The organism is Actinomadura sp. B10D3, from assembly GCF_039871695.1.
GTDB lineage: Bacteria > Actinomycetota > Actinomycetes > Streptosporangiales > Streptosporangiaceae > Spirillospora > Spirillospora madurae.
The window spans coordinates 130349-155130 of sequence record NZ_JBDPLY010000005.1 but is presented as its reverse complement, the minus strand read 5'-3'; the positions used below and the strand labels follow the sequence as shown (position 1 = coordinate 155130).

The following is a 24782-nucleotide window of genomic DNA, read 5'->3' as shown; positions in this document are numbered from 1 at the left end:
CCGTGCGGCCGGCCAGGCACCGGGGCGGCCGCTCAGAAGGGGTAGGTGGCGATCTCGCCGCGGACCGTGACCCACTGCGTCTCGGTGAACGCCTCGATGTTGGCGTCCGGGCCGCCGAACCGCGACCCGTTCCCCGACGCCGCGACCCCGCCGAACGGGACGACGGGCTCGTCGTTGACGGTCTGGTCGTTGATGTGGACCAGGCCCGTCGGGACCGCGTCGGCGATCTTCATCGCCTGCCCGACGTCCCCGAGGATCCCCAGCGATAGGCCGTACTCGGTCGCCGACGCCAGCTCCACCGCCTCCTCGGGCGTGGAGAACGGCACGACCGGCGCGACCGGGCCGAACACCTCCTGCGCGTAGGCGGGCATGTCGGGGGTGACCTCGTCCAGGACGGTCGGCCGGTAGAACAGGCCCTCGTAGGTGCCGCCCGCCGCGAGCCGCGCACCGGCCGCGACCGTGTCCTTCACGAGCTTGTCGACATGGGTGAGCTGCCCCTCGTCGATGATGGGGCCGAGCGCGACCTGCCCGGACGCCGGGTCGCCGACCGGGAGCTTGTCGGCCTTGTCGGCCAGCGCCGCCACGTACTCCTCGTGCAGGCTCTCGTGCACCAGGTGCCGTCCCGACGTCATGCAGATCTGCCCCTGGTGCAGGAACGCGCCCCACGCGCCCGCCGACACCGCGTCGGCGACCCGCGCGCCCGGCAGCACGATCAGCGCGTTGTTGCCGCCGAGCTCCAGGTGGGCGCGTTTGAGGAGCCGCCCGCACACCTCGCCGATCTTGCGTCCGGCGGCGGTGGAGCCGGTGAACGACACCACCCGCACCTCCGGTGCCGCGACCACCGCCTCACCGGTCTCCCGCCCGCCGGGCAGCACGTGCAGCAGCCCCTCGGGCAGCCCCGCCTCCTGGAAGATCCGCGCGAGCGCCACCCCGCCGCTCACCGCCGTGCGGGGGTCGGGCTTCAGCAGCACCGCGTTGCCGAGCGCCAGCGCCGGCGCCACCGACCGCATCGACAGGATCAGCGGGAAGTTGAACGGCGCGATCACCGTGACGACCCCGGCGGGACGGCGCCGCGCCAGGCTCCACCGCGGCTGCGCCGACGGCAGCACCAGCCCCTGCGGATGCGACGCCAGTGCCGCCGCCTCGTAGCACAGGCTCTCCGCGAAGTGGGTCTCCAGGTCCCCCTTCGGGGGGATCGCGCCGGTCTCCCGCACGATCCAGCCGCCGATCTCGGCGGCGTGCTCGGCGAACAGCCGCCCCGCCTCCCGCAGCACCGCGGCGCGCTCCTCGTAGGTGCGGGCGGCCCAGTCCGGCTGCGCCGCCGCCGCGGACCGCGCGGCCCGCGCCACGTCGTTGGCGGACGCCTGGCCGAGCGTGCCGAGCGTCCCGCCGGTCGCGGGCTCGGTGACGTCGTAGACGCCGCCGTCCCCGGCCGTCCAGCCGCCGTCGAAGATCTTTCCGGTCCAGATGCCGGGGTCGAGCAACGTCATCGTTCCTCCTCGGAAGGGTCCGCGCTACCGGGGGCCCGCGCAGAGGGCGCACGTCCCCGACTCCACCCTCACCATGGCGGGCCCGTCAAGGAACATCATCATTCCGCTCAGCGGAAACACGGCGACGGGGAAAACCCGTTGCGGGCGGCGGCCGCGGCGGGCATTCTGGATCACGCAGGCGCCCCGGAACGGCCGGGCGCGGCACCGGTGGCCCGGACACGGAGGGAGGGGACGCAGATGAGCTGTCATTGTGGCGATCGCCCCCGAACCCGGTCCCGCGCCACCCGGCGCGCGGCCCGCTGACGCATCCGCCGCCCCTGCGGCGGCCCCGCCCGGGGTTGCGTCTCCCCGCATCTCTTCACGACCTCGTAGCTCAGCGGTCAGAGCACCGGCCCGTCACGCCGGACGCCGTGGGTTCGAATCCCATCGGGGTCGCGCGGCCCGCACCCGCGGGCCCCTGGCGCCGTGGCCGAGCGGTTAGGCGGCGGTCTGCAAAACCGTCCCAGGTGGGTTCGACTCCCGCCGGCGTCTCCCGTCCCGTCCCCGCGTCACCCTGGGGACGGGACGCCCCCTCCCCGTAGCTCAGCGGACAGAGCGCCGGCCTCCGAAGCCGGGAGCCGCAGGTTCGATCCCTGCCGGGGAGACGTCCGGGCCCGTCCCCTGCCGCAGGAGCCTTCAGCCGATGGCCAAGCTCAAGCGCCGCGACTTCCCACCCGCCTGACCGACCCGCCCGCGGTGGCCGGTGGCGACCGTCGCACGGTCTTATCAGGCCGGATGCCGTCCTGAACCTCCGGCATGCTGGGCGGCATGGCCGATCCCGCGACCCCGGTTGCTGAACCTGCTGTCCCTGCTGCAGACGCCCCGCGAATGGCCCGGCGCCGAACTCGCGGACCGGCTGGAGGTCAGCGCCCGCACCGTCCGCCGCGACATCGACCGGCTCCGCGAGCTCGGCTACCCCGTCGACGGCATCGGCGAGGCCTCCGCCCGTGCCCTGGCCAAGCTCGAACAGGTCCTGCCGTCCCGGCTGCGCCGCCGCGTTCCTCCAGGACAAGCTGTACTCCCTGGCCGCCGCCTACCGCGCCGGGGTCACCCTCCACCTGCCCGCCGCCCGAGCCGCCGCGCCCTGAACCTTCCGGCGGTCAGCCGCCCAGCGGGCGCCGCCGCGCCAGGATCCGTCGGTGGCTGATCCGCCAGCCCTCCGCGAGCCGTACCACCGTGTCCTCGTAGACCAGGCTCGCGGCCGTGCCGTCGGCGCCGATCCCGATCGCCTTGGACCGCGCCCGCACCTCATCGGCCGAGACCGGCGCCAGCACGATGTTGGTCACGTGATGCCCGACCGGGTTCCGCTCGCCCAGCTCCCGGCCCGCCCGCGCGCACGCCGCCACACCGTGCAGCGGCGGACTCCCCAGATCGCTGACGTCGTAGACGACGTCCTCGGTGAACACCTCGCCCAGCCGGTCCAGCTCACCGTCGTCGCACAGATGCCCGTGCAGCGCGATCAGCTCCCCGATGGCCGCCCTGTCCTCGTGCGTGATCACGCCCCACCGTCCCTTCCCGAACGAAACGGGGGGTTCCCCGTTTTCCGTCCGGTCACCGTAATCGGGGAGTTCCCCACTTGGCAACCTCGACCTGGCGCCCGCCACGCCCGGTGCGGCGATGGCCTGAAGTGGACGGTTGGCGGCGGACGTCCCTTCCGGGGGCGGGCGCCGGGCACACTGGCGCGCGTGCGGGAACCCACCACCCTGCGGAGCGGACGCGCGCTGGCCCTCCTGGCCGTCTCCGCGGCCTTCTGGGCCTACGTCTTCGTCTTCTGCGTCGTCCTCACCGTGACCGGGCGCCTGCCCAGCTACTCCGTCGGCCGCGTGGCCGGCATGGTGGCGATGACGGCGCTGGTCCTCTTCCTGGCCGTGGTCTCGGCGGCGTCCCTGCGCAGCCGGGTCGTGATCAGGGACGGCGGCATCGACATCGTCGGCGCCTTCCGCCGCCGCCGCCTTCCCTGGGACGAGGTCACGGGCTTGGCGCTGTGCCGCAAGTCGCTGTTCTGGGACGTGGAGATCCGCACCCGCGAGGCCAGGCACGCGGTGCTCACCACCCCGGTCAGCCTCATCCACGGCACCCACGACGAGCGCCATTTCCTCGCCCGCCGCACGCCCCCCGCCGTGTCCGCGCACGCTACGAGCGGCTGCAGGCCGCCTGGGACCGCCACCGCGCCGCTGACGCCTAGACACCGGCCGGTGCGGGGGAGAGGTCAGGAGGCGGGCCAGTCCCAGCGGGGGACCTCGCGCAGCGGGTGCAGCTCGTCGTCGGTCTCGGCGTGGGAGTTCTGCCGGGCGACCTGGGTGCCGAACTCCACGTGCTCGCGCAACGCCTGCCGGAAGGGCGCGTCGGCGGGCAGCCCGGCGGCGTCGGCCGCGGCCATGTACAGCTCGACGAACCGCAGGCGCTGCTCCTCGGTGATCTTCAGGTGCCGGTGGACGTCGATGAGGTGCGCGAACCCGCCCATCTCCCGGGAAAAGGTGTCGGGGCCGCCGAAGGTCTCGGCGGTGAAGGCGGTCAGGTGGCCGACATGGCCCGGGCTACCCTCGCCGAACAGCGGCTGGAGCAGCGGATCGGCCAGGACGCTGCCGTAGAAGATCTCGATGTGCCTGCGCAGGCCCTCGTATCCGCCGGCATGCTCGAACAGCGTTTCCATGATTACACCGTTACATGTCGATGATGGTGTGGTTCGTTTATCGCAGCGCAGTAGGGCGGCTGTCGAGGACCGCTTGTGGTCAGCGGCGTCGGTGCTCCGTCGCGTCCGGGGTGAAGGCGCGGACGGCGCGGTCCGCGCGGCGGGCGATCCCGGCCAGGTGCTCGGCGAGCTCGGGCGGGTCGAGCAGGGTGTAGTCGACCGGCAGCAGCGTGACGCGGTAGGCCAGGAACCGCATCGAGTCCGAGCGGGTGTGCAGCACGCAGGTGCGGTCGCCGGCCGGTTCCAGGACGCCCTGCCAGGCGGTGACGCGCTCTGCGGCCTCCTGGATCGGGACGTGCAGCAGCACCCGCGCCCGGATCGTCCCGGACCCGCCGGCCAAGGCGTCCATCGCCCAGGACGCGGCGTCGGCGCCGCCGGGCAGCTCGCGCCGCGGGCCGCGCACGCCCGTGCGGTGCGGGGCGGTGACCCGGTCGGCGCGGAAGGTGCGCCAGGCGGCGCGGTCCTCGTCGTGGGCGACCAGATACCAGCGGCGGCCGGCGGTGACCAGACGGTGCGGCTGCGCCAGCCGCCGGGTCGCGCGGCCGCCGGCGTCGGTGTAGGTGAAGCGGACCTTCTCGCCGGTGACGCAAGCCCCGGCCAGCAGCGCCAGGACGGCGGGGTCGGCCGCGGGCGGCGCGCCGTCCTGCGGCGGCAGCGGCACCGCCGCCTCGGTGAGGGCGGCCACCCGGTGCCGCAGCCGGTGGGGCAGGACCTGCTCCAGCCTGGCCAGCGCGCGCAGCGAGGAGTCCTCGATGCCGGCGACCGCGCCCGCGGCGGCGGTGCGCAGGCCGATCGCGATGGCGGTGGCCTCCTCGTCGTCCAGCAGCAGCGGCGGCATCGCGGTCCCGGCGGTCAGGCGGTAGCCGCCGGTGCTGCCGTGCGTGGCGTGGACGGGGTAGCCGAGGTCGCGCAGCCGCTCGACGTCGCGGCGGACGGTGCGGGCGGTGACGCCCAGCCGCTCGGCGAGCTCGCTGCCCGGCCACTCGCGGGGCGTCTGCAGCAGGGACAGCAGCCGCAGCAGCCGCCCGGACGGATCACGCATGGTCCCCATCCTGCCGCGCCACTAGGACGTTCACTGACCTAATGGGGTCCTAGCGTGGGTGGGACCGGGCCGGAACCGTCCGGCCAGGTCAGGGAACGGAGACCCACCATGCTGCGAGGATTCGCCACCATCAGCCACTGGGCGGACGACCTGGAGGCGGCCAAGGACTGGTACACCGAGCTCCTCGGCATCCCGCCCTACTTCTCGGCCCAGGGCCCGGGCGGCGGCACCGCCTACTACGAGTTCCGCGTCGGGGACTACGAGCACGAGCTCGGGCTGATCGACGCACGGTACCGGCCCGGCGGCGCCGCCACCGCCGGCCCGGCCGGCGCGATCATCTACTGGCACGTCGACGACCTGGAGGCGGCGGTGGCGCGGCTGCTGTCGCTCGGCGCCCGCGAACACGAGGGGATCACCGAGCGGGGCGACGGGTTCACGACCGCGTCGGTGGTCGACCCGTTCGGCAACATCCTCGGCGTGATGTCCAACCCGCACTACCTGGAGATCCTCGTCAAGGCCGCGCCCCGCTGACCCGCCGGCAGGCGGCCCCCGGCGGCCCCCGGCGGCCGGCGGATGTGACGTGCGTCTCTCCCCGACCCGAAGGTGTCACATCAGGGGATCCAGCGGCCTCATTAATCATATGGAGACCTTCGCGGTCCAGCCGCGCGACACCACGTGCCACACCCTGATGCACGCCGCCCACGACGCGTTCCGCCGCGACCTCGACCGGCTCGCGGCGGCCGCGGCGGCGGGCAAGGGGCGGGCCCCGTACGTGCGCGCCGGCTGGGACAACCTCAAGGAGCAGATCCGGCTGCACCACGGCCTGGAGGACGGGTGGCTGTGGTCCCGGGTGCGGCGCGCGGTGGCGGGACGCCGCGCCGAGCAGGCGGTGCTGGCGGAGATGCGCGCCGAGCACGCCCGGCTCGGCCCGCTGATCGACGCGGTCGACGCGGCGATGGCCGGCACCGGCGACCTGACCGCCGCGGTCGAGGATCTGCGCCGGGAACTGGGCGCCCACCTGCGGCACGAGGAGATGAACGCCCTGCCGCTGGCCGAGACGGTGCTGGCCGAGGAGGAGTGGAAGGCGGCGGCCGCGACCGGCCGCGACTGCGAGTCCGGCACGCCGCTGTTCGTCCCGTGGGTCGTGGACGGCATCGGGCCGGTGGAGCGCAGCCGCGTCCTCACCGCGCTGCCCCGCTCCCTGCGCAACCTCAACCGGGTCAGGTGGGAGCCCCGCTACCGCAAACGCCGCCTCTGGAGCATCTGACCCCAGGACACCGGGGCGGTCACGGGGTCCCGGTAGCCTTCCAACGGATTTCGCTGACCTGCGCTAACGCGGAGTCTCAGCGCCTGTCGTCCCCGTTGTTTTGGTGCGGTCGAGAACGCGGTAGACGGTTGCACGGCCGATGGAGAAGACCTCCATGAGTTCGGCGATGGTGTAGTCGCCGGTGGCGTGCATTCGCGCCAGTTCGGCTTGCTGACGGGCGGTGAGCTTGGGCTGGCGGCCTTTGAGCTTGCCGCGGGAGCGGGCGATGGCCATGCCTTCGCGGGTGCGCATCTTCAGCAGATCGGCTTCGAACTCGGCGAACACGGCCAGCATGGAGTCCATGTCCCGGATCCACACCGTGCCGGCCGCGTAGGTGGCCAGCCATTCTCCTGACGATGGCAGGACGCAGTCGTATATCCAGTTCGACCCGTCGGCACCGTGATCGAAGGTCGGCCCAGGCCGCCACGTACGAGCGTTCCAGAGCCGAACCGCATTTCGCCTATCAGAGCTGAATCCGCTGCTGATCGACACCAGCCAATGGCCGTCCGGCGACCAGGCGCACCAGCGGGCGTCGCCTTCTCGACCATCGAGGACCCGGGCCAGGCCAGGGGCCGGCTGATCCGACATCGGCCATCTGCTTCTCAAACCGGGGCCGGGCGACATCGCGCGAAAGGCCTCCACCATCGACGCCAGCTCCGGTACGCCGGTCAACCGAAGTATCAAAGCATCGCGCAACTCCCTTTCGGACTCGGCGCGGGACAGCAGGTGCGCCGCCCGAGCCAGAGCACGGCGCAACGCATCGGCCACCGGACCGCCAGCGCGCGCCAGGTCTTCCTCAACGGCCGGCAGGCCGTTCCGCCAGAGCTTTGCCGCCACCTCGGCGAGCGCCGACGGATCGGAGATCAACATGAGGTCCTTACTCTTTGGTCCGACAACGTCCGAAGCCGGCTGACCGCATCGGTCACCACTGCAGGCTCAGATCGGGCGCTGCTGGGCGTAGCGGCCGCCACCCGCCGGTGTCGAGCTTGGCGAGTTCGCCTTCGACGTCCACGGTGATGACGCCGAAGAAGTTGACGTTCTCGCTGTGGGCCGGGGAGATGGGCCAACAGCTCGTCGGGCACCTCACGACCACGGGCGCGCAGATCTTTTACGGCCAGCTGGTAGTACTCGGTCGTCCACGTGATGACCGCATCGGTCAGTAACGTCAGGCACCACGCCTGCTCAGTCTGGTCGGCCAAATGCGGCGCGGCGATGGTGCCCTGCTGAGCGTAGTGCAGGTCACGGCGCAGCGCGTGCAGGCTTTCGCCCTTGTTCAACTGCCGCCCGATCCGCCGACGATAGGAGGGATCAGACAGGTACTTCGCGGCGTGGATCGTACGGCGCAAAGTACCCCACTCCTTCAGCGCCGCCGCCAGGGTGTTCTGCCGCGAGGCGGCCGACCACTTGCCGACCACCAGCGACGCGGTCGCCTGCCCGTACTTGAGCGATCCGGCCATGCGCAGCAGGTCGGGCCAGCAGTCGGCGACCAGCGCTTCGTTCCAGCGGGCGCCCAGTAGCGGGCCGGCGTGCGGGTACTTCTTGGCGATCTCTGTCGGGGTGTCGTCTCGTACCAGGGTGATCTTCCCCAGGTCCCGGATCCGCGGCGACAGCAGCTTCCCCACCAGGTCGAACAGGGCGAAGTTGATCAGCGTGACCCCGTGGGTATCGGTCGCGTGCTCGACGATGGGAAGGTCGGTGGCGTTTCCCAGCAGCTCATCGAGCACGAATTGGGTTTCGCGCTGGGTCAGGATGAGGATCTTGGTGCCGTAGGTGGAGTGCTGGTCGGACACGTGGGTGTAGGTGGACAGCACCTGCCCGTCGGAGCAGGACATGGTGCCACCGCCGAACGCTCCTGAACAGCAAGCCCCAGGCGGTCCGCCGGGCTCCGCCCGCGGCCCGGGTCGACGAACGCGACATCAGCCGGTGTCAGCGTGAAGAACCGGATCAGATCATCGCGGCCGACACCGACGACCACCTCCACGACGTACCAGGCAAGCGGTACGAACCGTAGCGGCGGTGATCAGAACGCCCGACGCTGCCCCCGCATCACTGCAGGTCAGCGATATCCGTTGGGTTTTTCGGTCAGGACTACCGGGATTCCGTCACCAGGGGACGGCGCGGACGGTGACGTGGTCGGCGGCCGGGTCGTAGTACGACAGCATCAGCGCACCGCGCGTGCTGAGCGCGGGATGCCCGATGAGCGCGCGGCACTGGTCCAGCCCCGACCCGCCCGAGCACGGCACGATCCCGTCCCCGGCCGCCCGCCACGGGCCCTCGGGCGCGGGCGCGCGCCACAGCCGGAAACGGCCGTCCAGGCCGCGCTGCTCGACCATGACCAGCCCCCGGCCCAGCGCGGTGTAGTCGGCGACATGGACGGCATAGGGGGCGGCGCCGGCGACGACCGTGGCGGCCTGGAACGCGTCGCGGGTCCAGCCGCCGCCCGTCCGGTACTCGTAGGCGGCCGGGTCGCGCCACGCGCCGGGATCGGCCCTGACCCGCGCCAGCGTGACACGTCCGCCCGAGCACGCGCCCGGACCGTGCGCGTCGCACACCGAGGCGAACAGGTACAGGTACCCGCCGCTGAAGACCGGCGACCCGAGGTTCTGCTGGAACGGCAGCCCGGCCGGGAGCGAGAACACCCTCGCACGCCCGGCGAGGGCGTTCTCACCGGGCCGGTACTCCACCAGCCCGAACCCCTGGGTGCTGATGGTCGTGCCGTGGACGCACACGTCGGTGTAGGCGACCAGCAGCGCGGCGGTGCCGGGAGGGCGGGCGGCACCGGAGACCCACGAGGCGCTGTAGGCACTGCCGGGAACGCGGCAGGGGGCACCGCCGGGCAGGACCAGCCCCGGCGGAGTGCCGAGGAACCCCTGCGGCGCCGCCCCGCGAGCGGGCGGCGGGGGCGCGATCCCGGCACCGGCCGGGGTGGGCAGCTCGGTCAGGCCGGCGGGGACACGGCCCGGGACGGCGGGCCCGGTCGCGGCGGTCGCCCCGAGCCACAGCCCCCGCCGGGCCCCCGTCCAGACCGTGTCGCAGAACAGCCACACGCTGCGCCCGGGACGTCCGGGAAGCGGGGCGCTGTAACCGCAGTCGCGGTCGATGGCGTTCCCGGCCGCCGCGGTCTCGTAGCGCGACAGCACCCGCGCCGGCGGCGCCCCCGCGGGCGGCGGCGCGGTCCGCGACGTGCCCGCCGCCACCGCGACGGCGACCGCGAGGACCGCCGCCGGCACCGCGCCGATGACCACCGCGCGAGGACGGGGAAGACGGCGGACCACGATGCCTCCCTCCCCGACCGCCCCGCCGGGCGCACACGCGGCGGGCGGGTACACAGGGTCGCGCGCCACCCCGTCCCATAACAACACCGCCCTGAAAACGACACCGCCGGCCGGGACGGCCGCTCCTCACAAGCGGGCGGTGAGCACGGCAAGGACCGCGACGCCCGCGGTGAGCCAGGCGGCGTAGTCGCCGATGTCGCCCGAATGCAGGTCGTGCAGCCGCCGCGACACCCCGCCGGCGGCACGGCCGGCGGCGCGCCTGGCGGAAGCCCCCGCACCGGAGGGGACCAGCGCCCGGATCCGCGCCGGGACGGGACGGCGGGCACCGGCGGCGGCGATCGCCGCCGCGAGCAGCAGCGTGACCGCCGAACCGGCCAGACCCGCCCAGGTCCAGGGGTCGGCCGGCAGCGGGTGCGGATGGGTGAGGCGGCCCTCCAGCACGAGCCCGGCGTAGGCGTCCCGGTCGGCGAACACCTCGGCGGCGCGGGCGACGGGCCCGCCCGGCAGCAGCCCCGCCGCCAGCCCGCCGGCCAGCAGCACCACGCCCGGGACGACCATCGTCCAGGGAAGCGACCCGAGAGCGACGCGGGTCTCGCGGTCCTCGTGCCCGCCGCCCGGTTCGTGGCCGCTCGTTTCGCCCGGGTCCGGGTGCGGCGGTTCGCCCCGCCACACCACCAGCCAGACCCGCAGCACCGCACCGGCGGTGAGCGCCGACACCGCCACCGACAGCGGCGCGTACCACCACCAGCCCAGCGCGAGCACGGCGTGCTCGGTCACCGCGTGCCCGGCGAACAGGCCCGACGGCGGCAGCCCGGCCAGGCACAGCGCACCCACCAGGAACGTCACGCCCGTGACGGGCATACCGCGGCCGCGCCCGCGGAGCTCCCGGTCGTCGACGGTCTCATGCCGGTTCAGCAGCGCCCCCGCGCCCAGGAACAGCGCGCCCTTCACCCCCGCATGCCCGGCCAGGTAGTACGCGGTCCCCGACAGCGCGTCATGGGTGCCGGCCGACACCCCGACCAGAAGCAGCCCCACATGGCTGATGGTGGAGTAGGCCAGCAGCCGCTTGACGTGGTGCTGCAGCAGGCACATGACGGCGCCGAGCAGCGCCGCCGCGGCACCGAGCACCGCGACGCCGCGCAGCGGGACCAGCCCGGCGAACACCGCCCAGTAGGTCCGCGCGACCCCGTACACCCCGAGCTCGACCATGACGCCGGAGAACAGCACGCACACCGGGGTCGGCGCCACCGCGTGGGCGTCGGCGAGCCAGAAATGGAACGGGACCGCCGCCGCCTTCACCAGGTAGCCGGTGCAGATCAGTACGAACGCCGCGGTGACCAGCGCACCGGCGCGGGTACCGGTGTCGCCGCCGGTACCGGCCAGGGCGCGGCCGGCGGCGGCCAGGCCCAGCTGCCCCGTCCGGCCGTAGACCAGCGCGATCCCGGCCAGGGTCAGGTACGCGCCGAGGGACTGGACGATGCCGAAGTTCAGCGCGCCGTGGACGGTCGAGGGCTCCTCGGACCGGTAGCCGGTCAACGCGAACGCCACCACGCTCATCAGCTCGAAGAACACGAACGCGTCGAACAGGTCCCCGGTGTAGACGAACGCGCACATCGCCGCCAGGAACAGCAGCACCAGCACATGGAAGATCGCCTGGACCTCGGTGAAGTACCGCCAGGAGAACACCAGCGCCGCCAGGGTCAGCGCGGCGGTGACGCAGGCGAGCCCGGCGGCCGGCGGGTCGGCGGCCAGCGGGATGCCGACGCCGGTTCCCGGCCCCCACCCGCCCAGCCAGGTGACCTGTGGAGCGCGCCCGGACCGGGCGAGGGTGAGCGCGGTCAGCGCCGCGACGGCGGCGGTGGCGGCCAGCGCGATGATGTCGACGGCCGGCCGCGGCAGCCACCGCCCGGCCGCGGCGAGCAGCGCCGCCACCAGGACGGGCACCGCGACGGTGACCTGCAGGATCACGATTCCAGGGAGCGCAGCGCGCCGGGGTCCAGGGTGCCGCGGCGCTTGGCGACCTGCACGGCCAGGGCGAGCAGCAGCGCGGTGACGGTGGCGCCGACGACGATGTCGGTGAGGGCCATGGCCTGCACGACCGGGTCGGTGACGGGCCCGCCCGCCGGGGGCGGCGGCCGGTCGGAGAACACCGGCGCGGTCGCGCCCGACCGGTACCCGACGGCCAGCAGCAGCACGTAGGTGCCGGACTGGGTGACCGACAGGCACACCACGGCGTGGATCAGGTCGCGGCTGGTGACGATGCCGTAGACGCCGGCGAGCATGATCCAGCCGGCGGTCAGGTAGGGGATGAGGCTCACCGCGCCTCCCCACCGCCACCGGCCCCGGGCCCGGCCCCGGGCCCGGGCCCGGGCTTGGGCCTGTGCTGCTCGCGGACGAGGAGGGCCTGGTCGAAGAACTTGCCGAGCAGCAGCACCAGCGCGCACCCGACCTCCACGCCCACGGCGGTGTTCAGGGCCGGGACCCGGCCGGTCGCCGCGGCACCGGCGGCGGCCAGCGCCACCACCACGAACGCCGCGGCGGCCGCGGCCTCGGCGGCCTCGAACACCGGCAGGGGCCGCAGCCGCCGCAGCGCCGGATAGTCGCCCGCCAGGTACAGCAGGTGGATGGCGGTGCCCAGGACGACGCCGCCCTGGAACCCGCCGCCGGGGGACTGGTGCCCGTGCGCGACGACGTACACGCCGGTGAGCAGGGTGAGCGGCAGCAGCAGGTACCCCACGATGCGCAGCGCGTCCGACACCTCGGCGGGCCCGCGCCGCGGCGCGGCCCCCTCGTCCTCCTCCTCGCGGCGCACCGCGCGCAGCAGCACCACCGCGGCGACCGCGGCGGCCAGCAGGACGACCTCCTCGCCGAGGGTGTCGAACGCCCGCTGGTCGAAGGTGACCGAGGCGACGGCGTTGGGGGTGCCCTGCCGCACCGCCTGCGCGACGGCCCGGTCGGCGTAGGGGTGCAGGGAGCCGCCGAATTCGGGGAGTCCGAGCGTCCCGGCGGTGAACAGCGCCGCGGTGCCGGCCGCGCCGAACCCGAACACCGTCAGGCGGGTGCGGGGCCTCACCGGTCCGCCTCCTGCCCACCTGAGCCGTCGTCGCGGCCGGCGGCGCCGGTGCCGCGGTGGCGGCGGGCGGCGTACAGGGCCAGGACGACGATGAGCGGCACCAGCACGGTCCCGACGGCGATCTGGGACATCGCGACGTCGGGTGCCTGCAGGATCAGGAACAGCAGGCCCAGCACCATCCCGTACCCCGACAGCACGATCGCCTGCCGGACGGTGTCACGGGTGAGGACCACCGCGGTGGCCATGAACGCCGCCAGAGCGAGCGCGGCGGGGACCAGGGCGCCCATGCGGGATCACTCCGCTCCGCCGGCGGTGCGCCGGACGGCCTGCGCCGCGGTGACCACGGTGGCCGGGCCGGTCGCGGCCAGCAGCACCGCGATCACGGCGAGCTTGGCCACGTCGTGCCACGACGACCAGGGCCGCAGCGCCAGCCCGGCGACCAGCAGCGGCGCGGCCAGCACCGTGACGGGAGCGACGGTGTGCAGGCGGGCGGCGGCGCCGCGGGTGAACGCCAGCCGCAGCCCGGCCGCGACGGCGACGCCGGTCCCGGCCCACACCAGCACGCCGGCGAGCAGCGCACGCGTCATCGGCGTCCCTCCCTTCACAGAGTCCGGCTCAGGAACCGGGCGAACACCAGCGACCCGGCGAACGACAGCAGCGCCATCACCAGCGCGACGTCCAGGTAGGCGGGACGGCCGTAGGCGGCGGCCAGCAGCACCAGCACGAGCGTCACCACCGGCCCCGCGGCGATCAGCCCCGCCAGGCGCCCGGCCGGACCACCCCGCAGGGTCGCCGCCAGCGCCGGCAGCAGCGCACCGGCCATGAGGACGAGTGCCGGAACGGCGGTACCGGCCGCGGCGGCCGTCACGACCGCTCCCCGCCGTGCTCGCTCTGCTCGGTGCGCTCGCCGATCAGCCCGGCGTCGTGCAGGCGACGCTCGAAACGGGACGGCCCGCCGGCGAGGCGGTGCACGCGCAGCATCCCGCGCACCGGGTCGACACCTCCGACGTAGGTACCGGGAGAGGTCGACACCAGCAGGGTCGCGACACCGCGTCCGGCGGACCCGGGCGCGGCGGTCAGGGTCACCCACCGCCCGCCGGACGCGCCGCGCACCGCGATGCGGGCGGTGTCGGCGACGATCTGGGCGGGCAGCCGCACGATCGGCCGCACGAGCCGAGCGGGCACGACGGTCCCCCGTCCCGCTGCGCCGTCCCCCTCGGAGGGGCCGGTGGCGAGCAGGACGCGGCGCGCGGCGACCGCGGCGGCGGCACCGGCCCCCGCCGCCACCGCCCCCACGATGATCTCCGTCATCGACACCGTGGACACCAGCGCCAGGTAGCACCCCAGCAGCACCGCCCACCAGGCCACCGGCTCGGCGGGGGAGAGGGGCCGGGCGGGTTCGGGGTCGGGTGCGCGGGCCGGCATGACCCTCGCAATACCCGGACGGACGGTTTCAACCGCCACCGCCCCCGCCCGCCGGGCGGCGGGATGTTTGCGGAGTTTTGGCGGGGTAGGCCGCGATACGGGCCGGTACGGACCCCGAGTGTGGCCGACGAGCAGGGAGGACCGGACGCGGATGACCAGGTTCGGGTACTTCCCGTCCGCCGAGGAGCACGGGCCGCGGGAGCCGCTTCACCCTCGGCGTCGGCACCGGCGTGCCCGACGCCGCGCTGGTGGCCGAGTACCGGCACCCCCGAACACACGTGCACGGACGCACACCCCTCGACGGAAGGAAAAGATGATGGACACCCCCTCGGCGCCGGGCAACGGGTCCGGCAAGGTCGGCAAGCACGCGAACAAGGCGGCCGGGACCGCGCAGAAGGCCGCCGGAGGCACCGCCAAGGGCGCGGCCGGCGGCGCGAAGGACGCGGCGCGCGGCGCCGGCGCCGGAGCCAAGGGCACCGCCGCCACCGCCGCGCAGGGCGTGTCCCAGGGCGTGTCCCAGGGCGTTTCCAAGGCCGGCGGCCAGGTCACGGCGCTGCCCGGGAAGGTGGCGGGGCTGGCCAAGCTCCTCACCCTCGGCCGGCTGCTGCGGGCCGTCCCGCTGGTCGGCGCGGCCGCCGCCGGCGTCGTGGTCGGCCGCATCACCGCCCGCAAGCGCTGACCCCGGTCACGGCCGCCCGATGCCTCAGGCGGCCGTGGAAGGAGCCGGAGTCACACCACCATCCCGCGACCCCCCGGAGAACGCCTGTTCTCCGGGGGGTCGCGGCGTGCTGAACCACCTCCCGCCGCTTTGACTCAGGGGTGACCGGAAACGGGCAGCCCGTTTAGGAAGGTCAGCACGGGTACACCGGGGGTCGTGCAAAAGCAAGACCCCCTAGACGAGGAGATGACATGACTGGGCCGATCGCCCAGCAGACGTCGGGCAGCACCACCGTGCAGCGCGGCGGCTCGGGAAGCAGCCTCGCCGACGTGGTCGACCTGATCCTGGAAAAGGGACTGGTCATCGACCTGTACGCGCGGGTGTCGCTGGTCGGGATCGAGATCCTCACGGTGGACGTGCGGATCGTGGTCGCCAGCGTCGACACCTACCTGCGGTTCGCCGAGGCCGTGAACCGCCTCGACATCGCCCACGACGGCACGTCCCAGGGCCTGCCGCAGTTCCTGGGCGAGGCGCAGGAGTCGGGCGCCAAGAAGAAGACCCGCGGCGCCCTGGAAGGCGCCCAGGAGCGGCTGAAGGAGACCTTCGGCGGCTCCGACGACGACTCCGACGAGGACAAGCAGCCCGCACGGCGCCGCTCTTCCCGCAAGAAGGAGGACGAGGACGAATGACCACGCCGCAGACCCCCGGCGGCTCCGGGGATCGGGTCCCGCAGTACGTGTACGGGGTGGTCCGCTCGGGTGCGCCGCTGCCGCAGGACGTCGCCGGACTGGACGACCGGCCGGTGTCGCTGGTCGAGGACGGCGGCGTGTGCGCCGCGGTCGTCAGCGACCTGCCGCAGGGCCGCGCGCTCGGCGAGCGCGCCGACCTGGTGGCGCACCAGCGGGTGCTGAACGCCCTGGTGGACGCCGGGACCGTGGTGCTGCCGTTCCGGTTCGGGGCCGCGCTCGCCGACCGCGACGCCGTCGAGAAGGAACTGCTGGCCGGCAACTCCGACCGCCTCGGGCAGGTCCTGGACCAGCTGGAGGGCCGCGTCGAGCTGCGCGTCAAGGCCACCTACGTCCAGGACGCCGTGCTCCGCGAGATCATGACGGCCGAGCCGGAGATCGCCGAGCTGTCGCGCCGCGTGCGGGAGGTGCCCGCCGACGCCGCCGACGCCGTCTACTACGACCGGGTCCGGCTCGGCGAGCTGATCGCCCAGGCGATGGACCGGCGCCGCGAGGTCGACGGGCAGGTCCTGCTGGACGGGGCCGCGCCCGCCGCCGAGGCGTTCGTGCGCAAGTCCCCGGCCCGCGAGGAGGACGTCCTGGACGCCTCGTTCCTGGTCCGCGCCGACCGCCGCGCCAGGTTCGAGGAGGCCGTCGAGGGGCTCGGGCAGAGCCACGGCGACCGCATCAAGATCCGGCTGATCGGGCCCCTGCCGCCCTACGACTTCGTCCCGGAGGCGTGAGCGCGATGGGACTGTTCACCGGGCTGGTCACGCTGCCGCTGGCGCCCGTGCGGGGCGTGATGTGGCTGGCCGAGACCCTCACCGAGCAGGCCGAGGCGCAGCTGTACGACCCGGGCCGGATCGCCGCTGAGATGCAGCAGATCGCCGACGAGGTCGCCGACGGCGAGATCACCGAGGAGGAGGCCGCGGTCCGCGAGGAGGACCTGATCCGCCGGCTGAACGAGGGCCGCGCCCGCGGCTACCAGCCGGGCGGCTGACGGGAGGCCACCGATGTTGTCCGCGTCCAAGGCCGCCGAGCGCGCGGTCGAGCACGTCACCGCGATGACCGGCCGCAGCGCCGAGAGCGTGGTCGGGGTGGAACGCGCCGGCGAGGACGGCTGGCGGATCACGGTCGAGGTCGTGGAGACCCGCCGCATCCCCGACTCCGCCGACATCCTCGCGGTCTACGACACCGAGGTGGACGCGGACGGGGAGCTGGTCGCCTACCGGCGCGCCCGCCGCTATCCCCGCGGACGAGTGGAGAGGGACTGAGGGGCATTGAGTGAGATCTCCTGGACCGGCGGACGTTCCCCGGCCCGGTCGATGGCCGGGGAACGTCAGTCGGCCAACCTGGCCGACCTGCTGGAACGCATCCTCGACAAGGGAATCGTGATCGTCGGGGACATCCGCATCAACCTGCTGGACATCGAGCTGCTGACCATCAAGCTGCGGCTGCTGGTCGCCTCGGTCGACCGGGCCAAGGAGATGGGCATCGACTGGTGGGAGCACGACCCGTCCCTGTCGTCCAAGGCCCGCCGCGAGGTCGACGGCGAAGGCGGCGACGCCGGCGGGGACCGCGAACTGCGGGAGGAGAACCGGCGGCTGCGCGAGCGCCTGGCCGCGCTGGAGGCCGCCGCCGGCGACCAGCCGGGCGCCGGGACCGGGAAGGAGACCCGATCATGACCGCCGCACCGCTCGCCGGCGACACCGCCGTCTACCTGTACGGCGTGGCGCGCGGCCTGGACCCCGCCGCGCTCGGCGACACCTCCGGGGTCGCGGGCGCGCCCGTGCGCGGCGTGCACGCCGGCGGGCTGACCGCGCTGGTCAGCACCGTCCGGCTGGAGGAGTACGGCGAGGCCGCGCTGCGCGCCAACCTGGAGGACCTGGCGTGGCTGGAGGCCACCGCCCGCGCCCACCACGACGTCGTCGACCGCGCCGCGCACGCCGCCCCCACCGCGCCGGTGCGGATCGCGACGATCTACCGCGACGACGCCCGCGTCGCCGAGGTCCTCGCCGCCCAGGGCGAGCGGTTCGCCGAGGTCCTCGACCTGGTCTCGGGCCGCTCGGAATGGGGCGTGAAGGCCTACGCCGCGCCCGAACTGCTGCGCGGCGAGGAACCCGCCCAGGATTCCGGTGGGGGGGTCGTGCCGAGCGCCGAGCCCCCCACCGGCCACAACCCCCCGCCCGGCGGGCCCGCGTCCGGCGGCGCCGCGTCGGGCGGGGTCGGGACCGCGTACCTGCGGCGCCGCCAGCAGGAGCGGCACCGCCGCGCCGAGGCGGGACGCCGGGTCGCCGGGCAGGCCGACGCCGTCCACGCCGAGCTCGCCGACCACGCGGTCGCCTCGCGGCACCACCCGCCGCAGGACCCCCGCCTGTCCGGCCGGCCGGGGACGCAGATCCTCAACGTCGCCTACCTGCTGGACGACGAGCAGGTGGAGGGGTTCCTGGCGGTGACGCGCGCCGCGGCCGGACGGCTGGACGGCATCGAGGTCGAGGTGACCGGGCCGTGGCCGCCCTACTCCTTCATCGACACCTCCGGCCCCGGCGCCGCCACGCCCCCGCGGAGGGCGCGGGAGGCGGGGGAGGCGTGACGGCCGTCCTGGACCACGGCGGCGACGCGCCGCTGGAGCGGATCGCGCTGGTGGACCTGCTGGACCGCCTCCTGGCGGGCGGCGTCGTCATCGCCGGTGACCTGGTCATCTCCGTCGCCGACGTCGACCTGGTGCAGGTGTCGCTGCGCGCGCTGATCACCACCGTCCGCGACGAACTGCTCGGGGAGGACAGCCCATGAACCGACCGACACGTACCGGTCCCGGCCGGGAGCCGGTGACGGGCGAGGTGAGCGTGCACGACCCCGCCGCGGGGGACCCGCTTACCGACGACATCCTGGCGGGCCGCACCGCCTCCTACCGCGCCGCGCCGGACCGGCCCCCCTTCGACGGGGCGGCGCCGGTGCGGGCGGCGCCCGTCCGCGAGCCGCGGGAAGGGCCGCGGGAGCGGTCGTCGCGGACGATGCAGCGGCTGCGGTCCGACCCCGAGACGGTCGAGCGGGACCTGGTGAAGCTCGTCCTCACCCTGGTCGAACTGGTCCGGCAGCTGATGGAGCGGCAGGCGCTGCGCCGCGCCGAGGGCGGCGACCTGACCGAGGAGCAGGTCGAGGCGCTCGGCCTGGCGCTGATGCGGCTGGAGGAGGCGATGGGGCGACTCAAGGACCACTTCGGCCTCGACGACCACGACCTCAACCTCGACCTCGGCCCCCTCGGCCCGCTGCTGCCCGAGGACTGACCGGCGGGTTCACCGCGGTCGCCTTGAAGAAGGCGTAGTGGAACGTCCCGCCCCCGGCGGCGGTGCGGCGCAGGTCGGCGATGCCGCGGTCGAAGTCCTCGGGCGTGCTGAGCCCCGCGGCGACCGCGTCGTCGCGCACCGCCCCGACCATCGCGGTGAAGGTGTCCAGGGTGACCGCCCGCGCGAGGCCGGGCCGGGCCTCGTCGGCGTACACGGTGCGGGGGCCGGCGGTGACCCGCGCGTATCCGGCGGCGGTCAGCAGCGGCCGCAGCCGCCGCCCGACGAGGGCGTCGCCGCCGGCGGCGGCCTGCAGCGCCACCAGGTGGGACACGGCGGCGCGCGCGTGGGCGCTGTCGGGGTGGAAGAACGCCGACCCGTGGTCGCCCTCGATGACGGTGAGCGTCCCGCCGGGCCGCAGCACCCGCCGCAGCCGGGCCAGCACCGCGCCCGGGTCGGGCAGGTGCTCCAGAACGAAGCAGACGAACACGTGGTCGAACGCCCCGTCGGCGAACGGCGGGTCGTGCAGGTCCGCCCGCACCCACTCCACCCGCCCGCCGCCGCCCTCGGCCGGGAGCCCGGCCGCGGCGACCCGGGAGCGCGCCTGGTCCAGCGACGCCTGCGAGACGTCCACCGCGGTCAGCCGCACACCGGGGGAGCGGGCCAGCAGGTGCACCGTCTGCGCGCCGACGCCGCAGCCCGCCTCCAGCACCCGGCTCCCGGGCGGGTAGGCGGTGCCGTCGTGCAGCAGCGCGGCCAGCGCGTCGGCCTGGTCGGCGAGCCGCCGCGCCTCCCGCCCCGAATATCCGTGCACGTAGCCGCCCGGCCCGTCCCCGGGCCGGGCCGACCTCGTCGTGGTTTCCATGGAGTTCACGGTGGCGCCACAATGGCCTGGTGAACAGGTCCAATGGTGGGCAACACGAACGGTCCATAATCCGGGGGTCGGACTTCCTCCAGCTCGACCCGTCCGACGCCCCGCCGCGGGGCCTGTCGGACTGGCTCGCCGGGCGGCTGCGCGAGGCGATCACCGACGGCCGCCTGCCCGTCGGCTCCCGCCTGCCCGCCACCCGCGTCCTGGCGGCCGAGCTGCGCGTCTCCCGCGGGGTGGTCACCGAGGCCTACCAGCGCCTGGCCGACGAAGGGCACCTCGCCGGACGCGGCCGCGCCGGCACCGTCGTCGTCGCCGCGCCGCTCACCCCCGCCCCCGCCCCGACCGCTCCCGCCGCCCCGCCCGCGCCGCCGCCCGGCGCGCCCTTCCCCGGCGAACCGGGCGCGGACGTGTTCGACGTGCTGCGCGACCAGCCCGCCCGCATCGACCTGACGCCCGGCCTGCCGGACCTGACCGCGTTCCCGCGCGCCGCCTGGCAGCGCGCCGAACGCACGGTCCTGCGGGACCTGCCCGCCTCCGCGCTCGGATACGGCGACCCGCGCGGCGTCCCCGCGCTGCGCACCGCCATCGCCGCCTGGCTCGCCCGCACCCGCGGCATCCGCGCCGACCCCGCCGACATCGTCGTCACCTCCGGGACCGCGCAGGCCATCGCCCTCATCGCCCGCGTCCTGGTCGGCGAGGGGATCGGCACCGTCGCCGTGGAGGACCCCGGCTCGCTCGGCGTCCGCCAGCACCTGCGGCACTGGGGGACCACCACCCCGCCCGTCCCCGTCGACGCCGACGGGATCCGCGTCGACCTGCTCCGCGGCACCGGCGCGCCCGCCGTGCTGCTCACCCCCGCCCACCAGTTCCCCACCGGCGTCGTGCTCGGCGGGCGCCGCCGCCGCGAGCTGATGCGCTGGGCCGCCGGCGGCGGCCTGGTCATCGAGGACGACTACGACGCCGAGCACCGCTACGACCGGCCGCCCGCCCCGGCCCTGCGGTCCATGCTCGCCGACCGCGTCTTCCACACCGGCAGCGTGTCCAAGCTCCTGGCCCCGGCGCTGCGGACCGGCTGGATCCTGCCGCCGCCCGCCCACCTGGACGCGGTCGTCGCCGAGAAGCGCTTCGCCGACCTCGGCAACGCCGCCCTGCCCCAGCTCGTGCTGGCCGAGCTCATGGCCTCGGGGGAGATGGAGCGCGGCCTGCGGCTGCTGCGGCGCCGCCACCGCCACCGCCGCGACACCATGATCGAGGCGATCCGCGCGCACCTGCCCGGCGCCCGCGTCCACGGCGCCGCCGCCGGCCTGCACCTGACCATCACCTTCCCCGCCGGCCTCGGCACCGGGACCGGCGACGCCGACCTGGCCGCGGCGGCGCTGGACCACGGCGTCAAGACCCACCCGCTGTCCTGGCACGCGCAGCGCCCCCACCCGCCCGGGCTGGTCCTCGGCTACGCGGCCGTCCGCGGGTCCGCCCTCACCGAGGGCATCGCGATCCTCGGACGCCTCCTGCGCGAGACCACCGCACACCTGGGTCAGGCCGACAGCAGCTCGGCGTCCCACAGGTCGCGGTAGGCGCCCGGCACGGCCACCAGGTCGGCGTGCCGGCCCCGCTGCACCACCCGCCCCCGGTCCAGCACCACGACCTCGTCGGCCGCCGGCAGCGCCGCGAGCCGGTGCGTGACCAGCAGCAGCGTCCCCCCGCCCGGCGCCTCCAGCAGAGCGCGCGTCAGCGCGTCCGCCACCGGCGGCTCCAGCGCCTCGGCCGGCTCGTCCAGCACCAGCACCGGCGGGTCGGCCAGCAGCGCCCGCGCCAGCAGCAGCCGCTGCCGCTGCCCGCCCGACAGGCCCCGCCCGCCCGCGCCGACCACCGTGTCCCACCCCTGCGGCAGCTCCCGCACCACCTCGGCGAACCGCGCCCGCTCCGCCGCCTCCCGCAACCGCGCCTCGCCCGCGTCCGGGCACGCCAGCAGCAGGTTCGCCCGGACCGTCCCGGCGAACACGTGCGCGTCCTGCGCCAGCCCCCGCACCACCGCCCGCACATCCCCGGGCGCGTACGCCTCCAGCGGACGGCCGCCCAGCACGACCGCGCCCGACGCCGCCTCGACCTCACCGCACACCGCCGCCAGCAGCGTGCTCTTGCCCGCGCCGCTCGCCCCGACCACCGCGACGCGCCGGCCCCGCTCCACCCGCAGATCCACCCCGTCCAGCGCCGCCCCGCCCTCGCCCTCGCCGTCGCCGTCGCCGTAGGTGACGGTGACGCCGAGCAGCTCCACCTCCAGCGGCCCCGCCGGCACCGGCGCGGGACGCTCCGGCCCCACCACGGGGGCACCCGACGGGGGAGCGGCCAGCACCGCCGCGACCCGCCGCAGCGCAGGCGCCACCTCCCGCAGCCGCTGCGCCGCACCCGCCAGCGGCAGCACCGACTCCACCGCCACCAGCGCCGTCAGCGCCAGCACCGCCGCGCCGACCTCGTCCACCCCCGCGCGCAGCCCCAACCAGGCGACCGCCGCGACGGTGACGCCCTGCACCACGAACCCGGCACCCGCCACCAGCGCCGACACCCGCGCCGCCGCCCGCTCGGCGCGCTCCAGCCGCCGCGCCGCGTCCCCCGCCCGCGCCGCGAACCGCGCCGACGCACCCGCCATCGCCAGGTCCGCCGCGCCCTCCAGCACGTCCAGCGCACGCACCGCCAGCGCCTCGCGCCCGGCCGCCGTCCGCGCCGCCGCACGCCCCCCGGCCACCGCCGCCGCCACCGGCAGCACCACCCCCGCCACCAGCAGGCCCGCGGCCAGCACCGCCGCCGCCGGCACCCGCACCAGCGCGCACACCGCCACGCCCGCCGCCCCGCACACCACCGCCGCCACCGCCGGCAGCACGCACCGCAGCAGCAGATCCTGGACGGCCTCCACGTCCGACACCATCCGGGTCAACGCGTCACCGTCGCGCACCCGCCGCCGCACGTCCGCACGCGCCGCCGCCAGCGCGTCGAACACCCGCCCCCGCAGCTCCGCCAGCACCCGCAGCGCCGCGTCATGCCCGGCCAGCCGCTCCACGTACCGCAGCGACCCCTTCGCCAGCGCGAACCCCCGCACCGCCGCGATCGCCAGCGACAGCGCCGCCAGCTCCGGCCGCTGCGACGCCCGCGCGATCAGCCACGCCGCCGACGCGACCAGCCCCAGCCCGCACAGCTCCGCCGCCGCGCCCGCCAGTCCCGCGGCCGCCAGCCGCACCGCATGCGGACGCACCGCACCCCACACGCCGCCCGTCCCCGTCACGCCGCCTCCTCGGCCGCCCGCGGCACGACCCGGCCGCGCTCCAGCCGCACCACCCGGTCCGCCGCCCGCAGCAGCGCCGGACGGTGCGCCACCAGCACCGCCGTCCGGCCCGCCAGCAGCCGCGCCGCCGCGTCCACCAGCACCCGCTCGCTGTGCAGGTCCAGCCGCGCCGTCGGCTCGTCCAGCAGCATCACCGGCCCGCCCGCAAGGAACGCCCGCGCGATCGCCAGCCGCTGCCGCTGCCCCGCCGACAGCCCCGCGCCGCCCTCACCGAGCACCGTCGCGAACCCGTCCGGCAGGTCCTGCACGAAGCCCACCGCGGCCGCCCGCGCCGCCTCCGCGACCCGGCCCATCCCCGCGCCGGGGTCGGCGAGGCGGATGTTGTCGGCCACCGACGCCGCGAACAGGTGCGGACGCTGCGGAACCCACCCCAGCCGCGACCGCCACGCTCCGGCGTCCAGCTCCGCCAGATCCACCCCGTCGACCAGCACCCGCCCCGAATCGGGCGCCACGAGCCCCGCCAGCACCAGCAGCAGCGTCGACTTGCCCGCGCCCGACGGCCCCGTCACCGCCACCCGCTCACCCGCCGCGATCCGCAGCGACACCCCCTCCAGCACCGCCCGCCCCGCCCCCGGGTAGCGGACGGTCACCTCCTCCAGCACGATCTCCGGCGCCCCGCGCCCCGGCACCGCCCCGCCCGCCGGCGCTTCCGGCCGCACGTCCAGCGCGGCGAACGCCGCCTCCGCCGCCGCGACCCCCTCCGCGCTGGCATGGAACCGCTGCCCCAGCGCCCGCAACGGCAGGTACACCTCCGGCGTCAGCACCAGCACCAGCAGCCCCGCCCGCAACGCCATACCGCCCTCCAGCAGCCGCAACCCCACCGGGACCGCCACCACCGCCACCGACAGCGCGCACACCAGCTCCAGCACCAGCGACGACAGGAACGCCACCCGCAGCGCCCGCACGCTCGCCCGCCGGTGCTCACCCGCCAGCTCACGCACCACCGCCGACTGGTGCCCGGTCCGCCCGAACGCCCGCAACGTCCCCAGCCCCGCCAGCACGTCCCGGAAATGACCGCCCAGCCGGTGCAGCAGCCCCCACTGCCGCCCCGTCAGCTCCGCCGTCCGCAACCCCACCAGCGCGCCGAACACCGGGACCAGCGGCACCGTCACCGCCACCACCAGCGCCGACGCCCAGTCCACCGACGCCAGCCGAGCCAGCACCACCACCGGCACCACGCACGCCGCCAGCAGCTGCGGCACATACCCGGTGAAGAACGGGTCGACCGCGTCCAGGCCACGCGTCAGCAGCGTCACCCGCGCCCCCGCCACCCCCTCCTCGCCCGGACGCCCGCGCAGTAGCCCCTCACGCAGCCCCCGCTTCACCCGTGCCGCCGCCCGGCCCGCCAGCCGCGCCGCCGCCCACGCCAGCACCGCCCGCGCCGCGACCGCACCCGCCAGCCACGGCAGCGGCCCGGCGTCCACACCGGCCACCGCCCGCACCAGCAGCTCCGCCTGCACCACCAGCAGAACGCCCTGCCCCGCCGCCAGTACCCCCAGGCCCGCCACCGTCCGGCGGGGCAGCAGCCCCAGCAGCCGCCGCTCGACCTTCTTCACCCCGGCCCC

General features: G+C 75.4%; 30 protein-coding genes, 3 tRNA genes and 1 pseudogene. 16 read left to right on the top strand and 18 right to left on the bottom strand.

Features of this window, described 5'->3' with window-relative positions:
• Positions 1 to 32 precede the first annotated feature (32 nt).
• On the bottom strand, positions 33 to 1490 hold the full coding sequence (locus ABGB11_RS11420) for a benzaldehyde dehydrogenase (RefSeq protein WP_347631658.1): 1458 nt from the start codon (positions 1488 to 1490) through the stop codon (positions 33 to 35).
• A gap of 362 nt (positions 1491 to 1852) precedes the next feature.
• On the opposite strand from ABGB11_RS11420, the gene ABGB11_RS11415 reads away from it, so the two are divergent.
• The 4 genes and pseudogenes from ABGB11_RS11415 to ABGB11_RS11400 form a co-directional block, all read left to right on the top strand.
• Positions 1853 to 1925, top strand: a tRNA-Asp gene (locus ABGB11_RS11415).
• A 24-nt stretch (positions 1926 to 1949) separates the two neighbouring features.
• Positions 1950 to 2021, top strand: a tRNA-Cys gene (locus tag ABGB11_RS11410).
• A 40-nt stretch (positions 2022 to 2061) separates the two neighbouring features.
• Positions 2062 to 2134, top strand: a tRNA-Arg gene (locus ABGB11_RS11405).
• Positions 2135 to 2304: 170 nt separating this feature from the next.
• Positions 2305 to 2529, top strand: a pseudogene (locus ABGB11_RS11400) (helix-turn-helix domain-containing protein); the annotation flags it as partial.
• 100 nt (positions 2530 to 2629) lie between these two features.
• On the opposite strand, the gene ABGB11_RS11395 reads toward ABGB11_RS11400, so the two are convergent.
• The 4 genes from ABGB11_RS11395 to ABGB11_RS11380 all read right to left on the bottom strand — a co-directional run bounded on the left by ABGB11_RS11395 (position 2630) and on the right by ABGB11_RS11380 (position 5263).
• A complete protein-coding gene (locus ABGB11_RS11395; protein ID WP_347631656.1) occupies positions 2630 to 3028 on the bottom strand; it encodes a nuclear transport factor 2 family protein in 399 nt (132 codons plus the stop codon).
• 308 nt (positions 3029 to 3336) lie between these two features.
• Positions 3337 to 3597, bottom strand: coding sequence for a hypothetical protein (locus tag ABGB11_RS11390; RefSeq protein WP_347631655.1), 261 nt, complete (start codon positions 3595 to 3597; stop codon positions 3337 to 3339).
• A gap of 141 nt (positions 3598 to 3738) precedes the next feature.
• Positions 3739 to 4182, bottom strand: coding sequence for an oxidoreductase (locus ABGB11_RS11385; protein ID WP_347631653.1), 444 nt, complete (start codon positions 4180 to 4182; stop codon positions 3739 to 3741).
• Positions 4183 to 4261: 79 nt separating this feature from the next.
• Entirely contained in the window at positions 4262 to 5263 is a 1002-nt protein-coding gene (locus ABGB11_RS11380) for a YafY family protein (protein WP_347631651.1), read from the bottom strand.
• A gap of 108 nt (positions 5264 to 5371) precedes the next feature.
• Between ABGB11_RS11380 and ABGB11_RS11375 the strand changes: the two genes are divergently transcribed.
• On the top strand, positions 5372 to 5794 hold the full coding sequence (locus ABGB11_RS11375) for a VOC family protein (RefSeq protein ID WP_347631649.1): 423 nt from the start codon (positions 5372 to 5374) through the stop codon (positions 5792 to 5794).
• A 109-nt stretch (positions 5795 to 5903) separates the two neighbouring features.
• Positions 5904 to 6530, top strand: a complete 627-nt coding sequence (locus tag ABGB11_RS11370) for a hemerythrin domain-containing protein (protein WP_347631648.1) — start codon at positions 5904 to 5906, stop codon at positions 6528 to 6530.
• A gap of 63 nt (positions 6531 to 6593) precedes the next feature.
• Here the strand turns inward: ABGB11_RS11370 and ABGB11_RS11365 are convergent, their stop codons facing one another.
• From ABGB11_RS11365 to ABGB11_RS11320, 10 genes are all read right to left on the bottom strand, one after another.
• On the bottom strand, positions 6594 to 7439 hold the full coding sequence (locus tag ABGB11_RS11365; RefSeq protein ID WP_347631646.1) for a helix-turn-helix domain-containing protein: 846 nt from the start codon (positions 7437 to 7439) through the stop codon (positions 6594 to 6596).
• Positions 7433 to 8401 (bottom strand): Tn3 family transposase, encoded by a 969-nt coding sequence (locus tag ABGB11_RS11360; protein WP_347631644.1) that lies wholly within the window; start codon positions 8399 to 8401, stop codon positions 7433 to 7435. The genes ABGB11_RS11365 and ABGB11_RS11360 overlap by 7 nt, the downstream gene beginning before the upstream one ends.
• 270 nt (positions 8402 to 8671) lie before the next feature.
• A complete protein-coding gene (locus ABGB11_RS11355) occupies positions 8672 to 9844 on the bottom strand; it encodes a hypothetical protein (protein WP_347631642.1) in 1173 nt (390 codons plus the stop codon).
• A gap of 126 nt (positions 9845 to 9970) precedes the next feature.
• Complete coding sequence (locus ABGB11_RS11350; protein WP_347631640.1) at positions 9971 to 11812, bottom strand: complex I subunit 5 family protein; 1842 nt, start codon at positions 11810 to 11812, stop codon at positions 9971 to 9973.
• Entirely contained in the window at positions 11809 to 12162 is a 354-nt protein-coding gene (locus ABGB11_RS11345) for a cation:proton antiporter subunit C (RefSeq protein ID WP_347631638.1), read from the bottom strand. The genes ABGB11_RS11350 and ABGB11_RS11345 overlap by 4 nt, the downstream gene beginning before the upstream one ends.
• Positions 12159 to 12917: an MnhB domain-containing protein gene (locus tag ABGB11_RS11340; RefSeq protein ID WP_347631636.1), complete on the bottom strand. Its 759-nt coding sequence runs from the start codon at positions 12915 to 12917 to the stop codon at positions 12159 to 12161. The genes ABGB11_RS11345 and ABGB11_RS11340 overlap by 4 nt, the downstream gene beginning before the upstream one ends.
• A complete protein-coding gene (locus ABGB11_RS11335; RefSeq protein WP_347631634.1) occupies positions 12914 to 13204 on the bottom strand; it encodes a DUF4040 domain-containing protein in 291 nt (96 codons plus the stop codon). The genes ABGB11_RS11340 and ABGB11_RS11335 overlap by 4 nt, the downstream gene beginning before the upstream one ends.
• 6 nt (positions 13205 to 13210) lie before the next feature.
• The gene (locus tag ABGB11_RS11330) at positions 13211 to 13504 is read right to left on the bottom strand and encodes a monovalent cation/H(+) antiporter subunit G (RefSeq protein WP_347631632.1); all 294 of its coding nucleotides are present in this window, start codon (positions 13502 to 13504) and stop codon (positions 13211 to 13213) included.
• A 14-nt stretch (positions 13505 to 13518) separates the two neighbouring features.
• Positions 13519 to 13785, bottom strand: a complete 267-nt coding sequence (locus ABGB11_RS11325) for an MrpF/PhaF family protein (protein ID WP_347631630.1) — start codon at positions 13783 to 13785, stop codon at positions 13519 to 13521.
• Entirely contained in the window at positions 13782 to 14342 is a 561-nt protein-coding gene (locus ABGB11_RS11320; protein WP_347631628.1) for a hypothetical protein, read from the bottom strand. The genes ABGB11_RS11325 and ABGB11_RS11320 overlap by 4 nt, the downstream gene beginning before the upstream one ends.
• 316 nt (positions 14343 to 14658) lie before the next feature.
• On the opposite strand from ABGB11_RS11320, the gene ABGB11_RS11315 reads away from it, so the two are divergent.
• The 9 genes from ABGB11_RS11315 (at position 14659) to ABGB11_RS11275 (ending at position 19012) form a co-directional block, all read left to right on the top strand.
• The gene (locus tag ABGB11_RS11315; RefSeq protein WP_347631627.1) at positions 14659 to 15021 is read left to right on the top strand and encodes a hypothetical protein; all 363 of its coding nucleotides are present in this window, start codon (positions 14659 to 14661) and stop codon (positions 15019 to 15021) included.
• Positions 15022 to 15251: 230 nt separating this feature from the next.
• Positions 15252 to 15689: a gas vesicle protein GvpJ gene (gene gvpJ / locus ABGB11_RS11310; protein ID WP_347631625.1), complete on the top strand. Its 438-nt coding sequence runs from the start codon at positions 15252 to 15254 to the stop codon at positions 15687 to 15689.
• Positions 15686 to 16468: a GvpL/GvpF family gas vesicle protein gene (locus ABGB11_RS11305; protein ID WP_347631622.1), complete on the top strand. Its 783-nt coding sequence runs from the start codon at positions 15686 to 15688 to the stop codon at positions 16466 to 16468. Before gvpJ ends, ABGB11_RS11305 begins: the two co-directional genes overlap by 4 nt.
• 5 nt (positions 16469 to 16473) lie before the next feature.
• Entirely contained in the window at positions 16474 to 16725 is a 252-nt protein-coding gene (locus ABGB11_RS11300) for a gas vesicle protein GvpG (RefSeq protein ID WP_347631962.1), read from the top strand.
• 13 nt (positions 16726 to 16738) lie between these two features.
• Positions 16739 to 16999 (top strand): gas vesicle protein GvpO, encoded by a 261-nt coding sequence (gvpO, locus tag ABGB11_RS11295; RefSeq protein WP_075022399.1) that lies wholly within the window; start codon positions 16739 to 16741, stop codon positions 16997 to 16999.
• 51 nt (positions 17000 to 17050) lie between these two features.
• Entirely contained in the window at positions 17051 to 17410 is a 360-nt protein-coding gene (locus ABGB11_RS11290; protein WP_347631960.1) for a gas vesicle protein, read from the top strand.
• On the top strand, positions 17407 to 18318 hold the full coding sequence (locus tag ABGB11_RS11285; RefSeq protein WP_347631619.1) for a GvpL/GvpF family gas vesicle protein: 912 nt from the start codon (positions 17407 to 17409) through the stop codon (positions 18316 to 18318). The genes ABGB11_RS11290 and ABGB11_RS11285 overlap by 4 nt, the downstream gene beginning before the upstream one ends.
• Positions 18315 to 18518 (top strand): gas vesicle protein, encoded by a 204-nt coding sequence (locus tag ABGB11_RS11280; protein ID WP_347631617.1) that lies wholly within the window; start codon positions 18315 to 18317, stop codon positions 18516 to 18518. The genes ABGB11_RS11285 and ABGB11_RS11280 overlap by 4 nt, the downstream gene beginning before the upstream one ends.
• The gene (locus ABGB11_RS11275) at positions 18515 to 19012 is read left to right on the top strand and encodes a gas vesicle protein K (protein ID WP_347631615.1); all 498 of its coding nucleotides are present in this window, start codon (positions 18515 to 18517) and stop codon (positions 19010 to 19012) included. The genes ABGB11_RS11280 and ABGB11_RS11275 overlap by 4 nt, the downstream gene beginning before the upstream one ends.
• Here the strand turns inward: ABGB11_RS11275 and ABGB11_RS11270 are convergent.
• Positions 18966 to 19874, bottom strand: a complete 909-nt coding sequence (locus ABGB11_RS11270; RefSeq protein ID WP_347631613.1) for a methyltransferase domain-containing protein — start codon at positions 19872 to 19874, stop codon at positions 18966 to 18968. The genes ABGB11_RS11275 and ABGB11_RS11270 overlap by 47 nt on opposite strands.
• A gap of 29 nt (positions 19875 to 19903) precedes the next feature.
• Between ABGB11_RS11270 and ABGB11_RS11265 the strand changes: the two genes are divergently transcribed.
• Positions 19904 to 21454 carry a PLP-dependent aminotransferase family protein gene (locus ABGB11_RS11265; protein WP_347631611.1) on the top strand — a complete coding sequence of 517 codons (1551 nt, stop codon included), beginning with the start codon at positions 19904 to 19906 and terminating at the stop codon, positions 21452 to 21454.
• On the opposite strand, the gene cydC is transcribed toward ABGB11_RS11265, so the two are convergent.
• Positions 21415 to 23157 carry a thiol reductant ABC exporter subunit CydC gene (gene cydC / locus ABGB11_RS11260; RefSeq protein ID WP_347631609.1) on the bottom strand — a complete coding sequence of 581 codons (1743 nt, stop codon included), beginning with the start codon at positions 23155 to 23157 and terminating at the stop codon, positions 21415 to 21417. The genes ABGB11_RS11265 and cydC overlap by 40 nt on opposite strands.
• A complete protein-coding gene (gene cydD, locus ABGB11_RS11255) occupies positions 23154 to 24773 on the bottom strand; it encodes a thiol reductant ABC exporter subunit CydD (RefSeq protein ID WP_347631607.1) in 1620 nt (539 codons plus the stop codon). Before cydD ends, cydC begins: the two co-directional genes overlap by 4 nt.
• Positions 24774 to 24782: the final 9 nt, after the last annotated feature.

Excerpts from the sequence above, each read along its gene's own strand:
- ABGB11_RS11420 (WP_347631658.1), bottom strand. The coding sequence starts at position 1,490 with ATGACGTTGCTCGACCCCGGCATCTGGACCGGAAAGATCTTCGACGGC.
- ABGB11_RS11390 (WP_347631655.1), bottom strand. The coding sequence starts at position 3,597 with ATGAGGCTGACCGGGGTGGTGAGCACCGCGTGCCTGGCCTCGCGGGTG.
- ABGB11_RS11385 (WP_347631653.1), bottom strand. The coding sequence starts at position 4,182 with ATGGAAACGCTGTTCGAGCATGCCGGCGGATACGAGGGCCTGCGCAGG.
- ABGB11_RS11380 (WP_347631651.1), bottom strand. The coding sequence starts at position 5,263 with ATGCGTGATCCGTCCGGGCGGCTGCTGCGGCTGCTGTCCCTGCTGCAG.
- ABGB11_RS11375 (WP_347631649.1), top strand. The coding sequence starts at position 5,372 with ATGCTGCGAGGATTCGCCACCATCAGCCACTGGGCGGACGACCTGGAG.
- ABGB11_RS11370 (WP_347631648.1), top strand. The coding sequence starts at position 5,904 with ATGGAGACCTTCGCGGTCCAGCCGCGCGACACCACGTGCCACACCCTG.
- ABGB11_RS11365 (WP_347631646.1), bottom strand. The coding sequence starts at position 7,439 with ATGTTGATCTCCGATCCGTCGGCGCTCGCCGAGGTGGCGGCAAAGCTC.
- ABGB11_RS11360 (WP_347631644.1), bottom strand. The coding sequence starts at position 8,401 with ATGTCCTGCTCCGACGGGCAGGTGCTGTCCACCTACACCCACGTGTCC.
- ABGB11_RS11335 (WP_347631634.1), bottom strand. The coding sequence starts at position 13,204 with ATGGGCGCCCTGGTCCCCGCCGCGCTCGCTCTGGCGGCGTTCATGGCC.
- ABGB11_RS11330 (WP_347631632.1), bottom strand. The coding sequence starts at position 13,504 with ATGACGCGTGCGCTGCTCGCCGGCGTGCTGGTGTGGGCCGGGACCGGC.
- ABGB11_RS11320 (WP_347631628.1), bottom strand. The coding sequence starts at position 14,342 with ATGCCGGCCCGCGCACCCGACCCCGAACCCGCCCGGCCCCTCTCCCCC.
- ABGB11_RS11315 (WP_347631627.1), top strand. The coding sequence starts at position 14,659 with ATGGACACCCCCTCGGCGCCGGGCAACGGGTCCGGCAAGGTCGGCAAG.
- gvpJ (WP_347631625.1), top strand. The coding sequence starts at position 15,252 with ATGACTGGGCCGATCGCCCAGCAGACGTCGGGCAGCACCACCGTGCAG.
- ABGB11_RS11305 (WP_347631622.1), top strand. The coding sequence starts at position 15,686 with ATGACCACGCCGCAGACCCCCGGCGGCTCCGGGGATCGGGTCCCGCAG.
- ABGB11_RS11300 (WP_347631962.1), top strand. The coding sequence starts at position 16,474 with ATGGGACTGTTCACCGGGCTGGTCACGCTGCCGCTGGCGCCCGTGCGG.
- gvpO (WP_075022399.1), top strand. The coding sequence starts at position 16,739 with ATGTTGTCCGCGTCCAAGGCCGCCGAGCGCGCGGTCGAGCACGTCACC.
- ABGB11_RS11290 (WP_347631960.1), top strand. The coding sequence starts at position 17,051 with ATGGCCGGGGAACGTCAGTCGGCCAACCTGGCCGACCTGCTGGAACGC.
- ABGB11_RS11285 (WP_347631619.1), top strand. The coding sequence starts at position 17,407 with ATGACCGCCGCACCGCTCGCCGGCGACACCGCCGTCTACCTGTACGGC.
- ABGB11_RS11275 (WP_347631615.1), top strand. The coding sequence starts at position 18,515 with ATGAACCGACCGACACGTACCGGTCCCGGCCGGGAGCCGGTGACGGGC.
- ABGB11_RS11270 (WP_347631613.1), bottom strand. The coding sequence starts at position 19,874 with ATGGAAACCACGACGAGGTCGGCCCGGCCCGGGGACGGGCCGGGCGGC.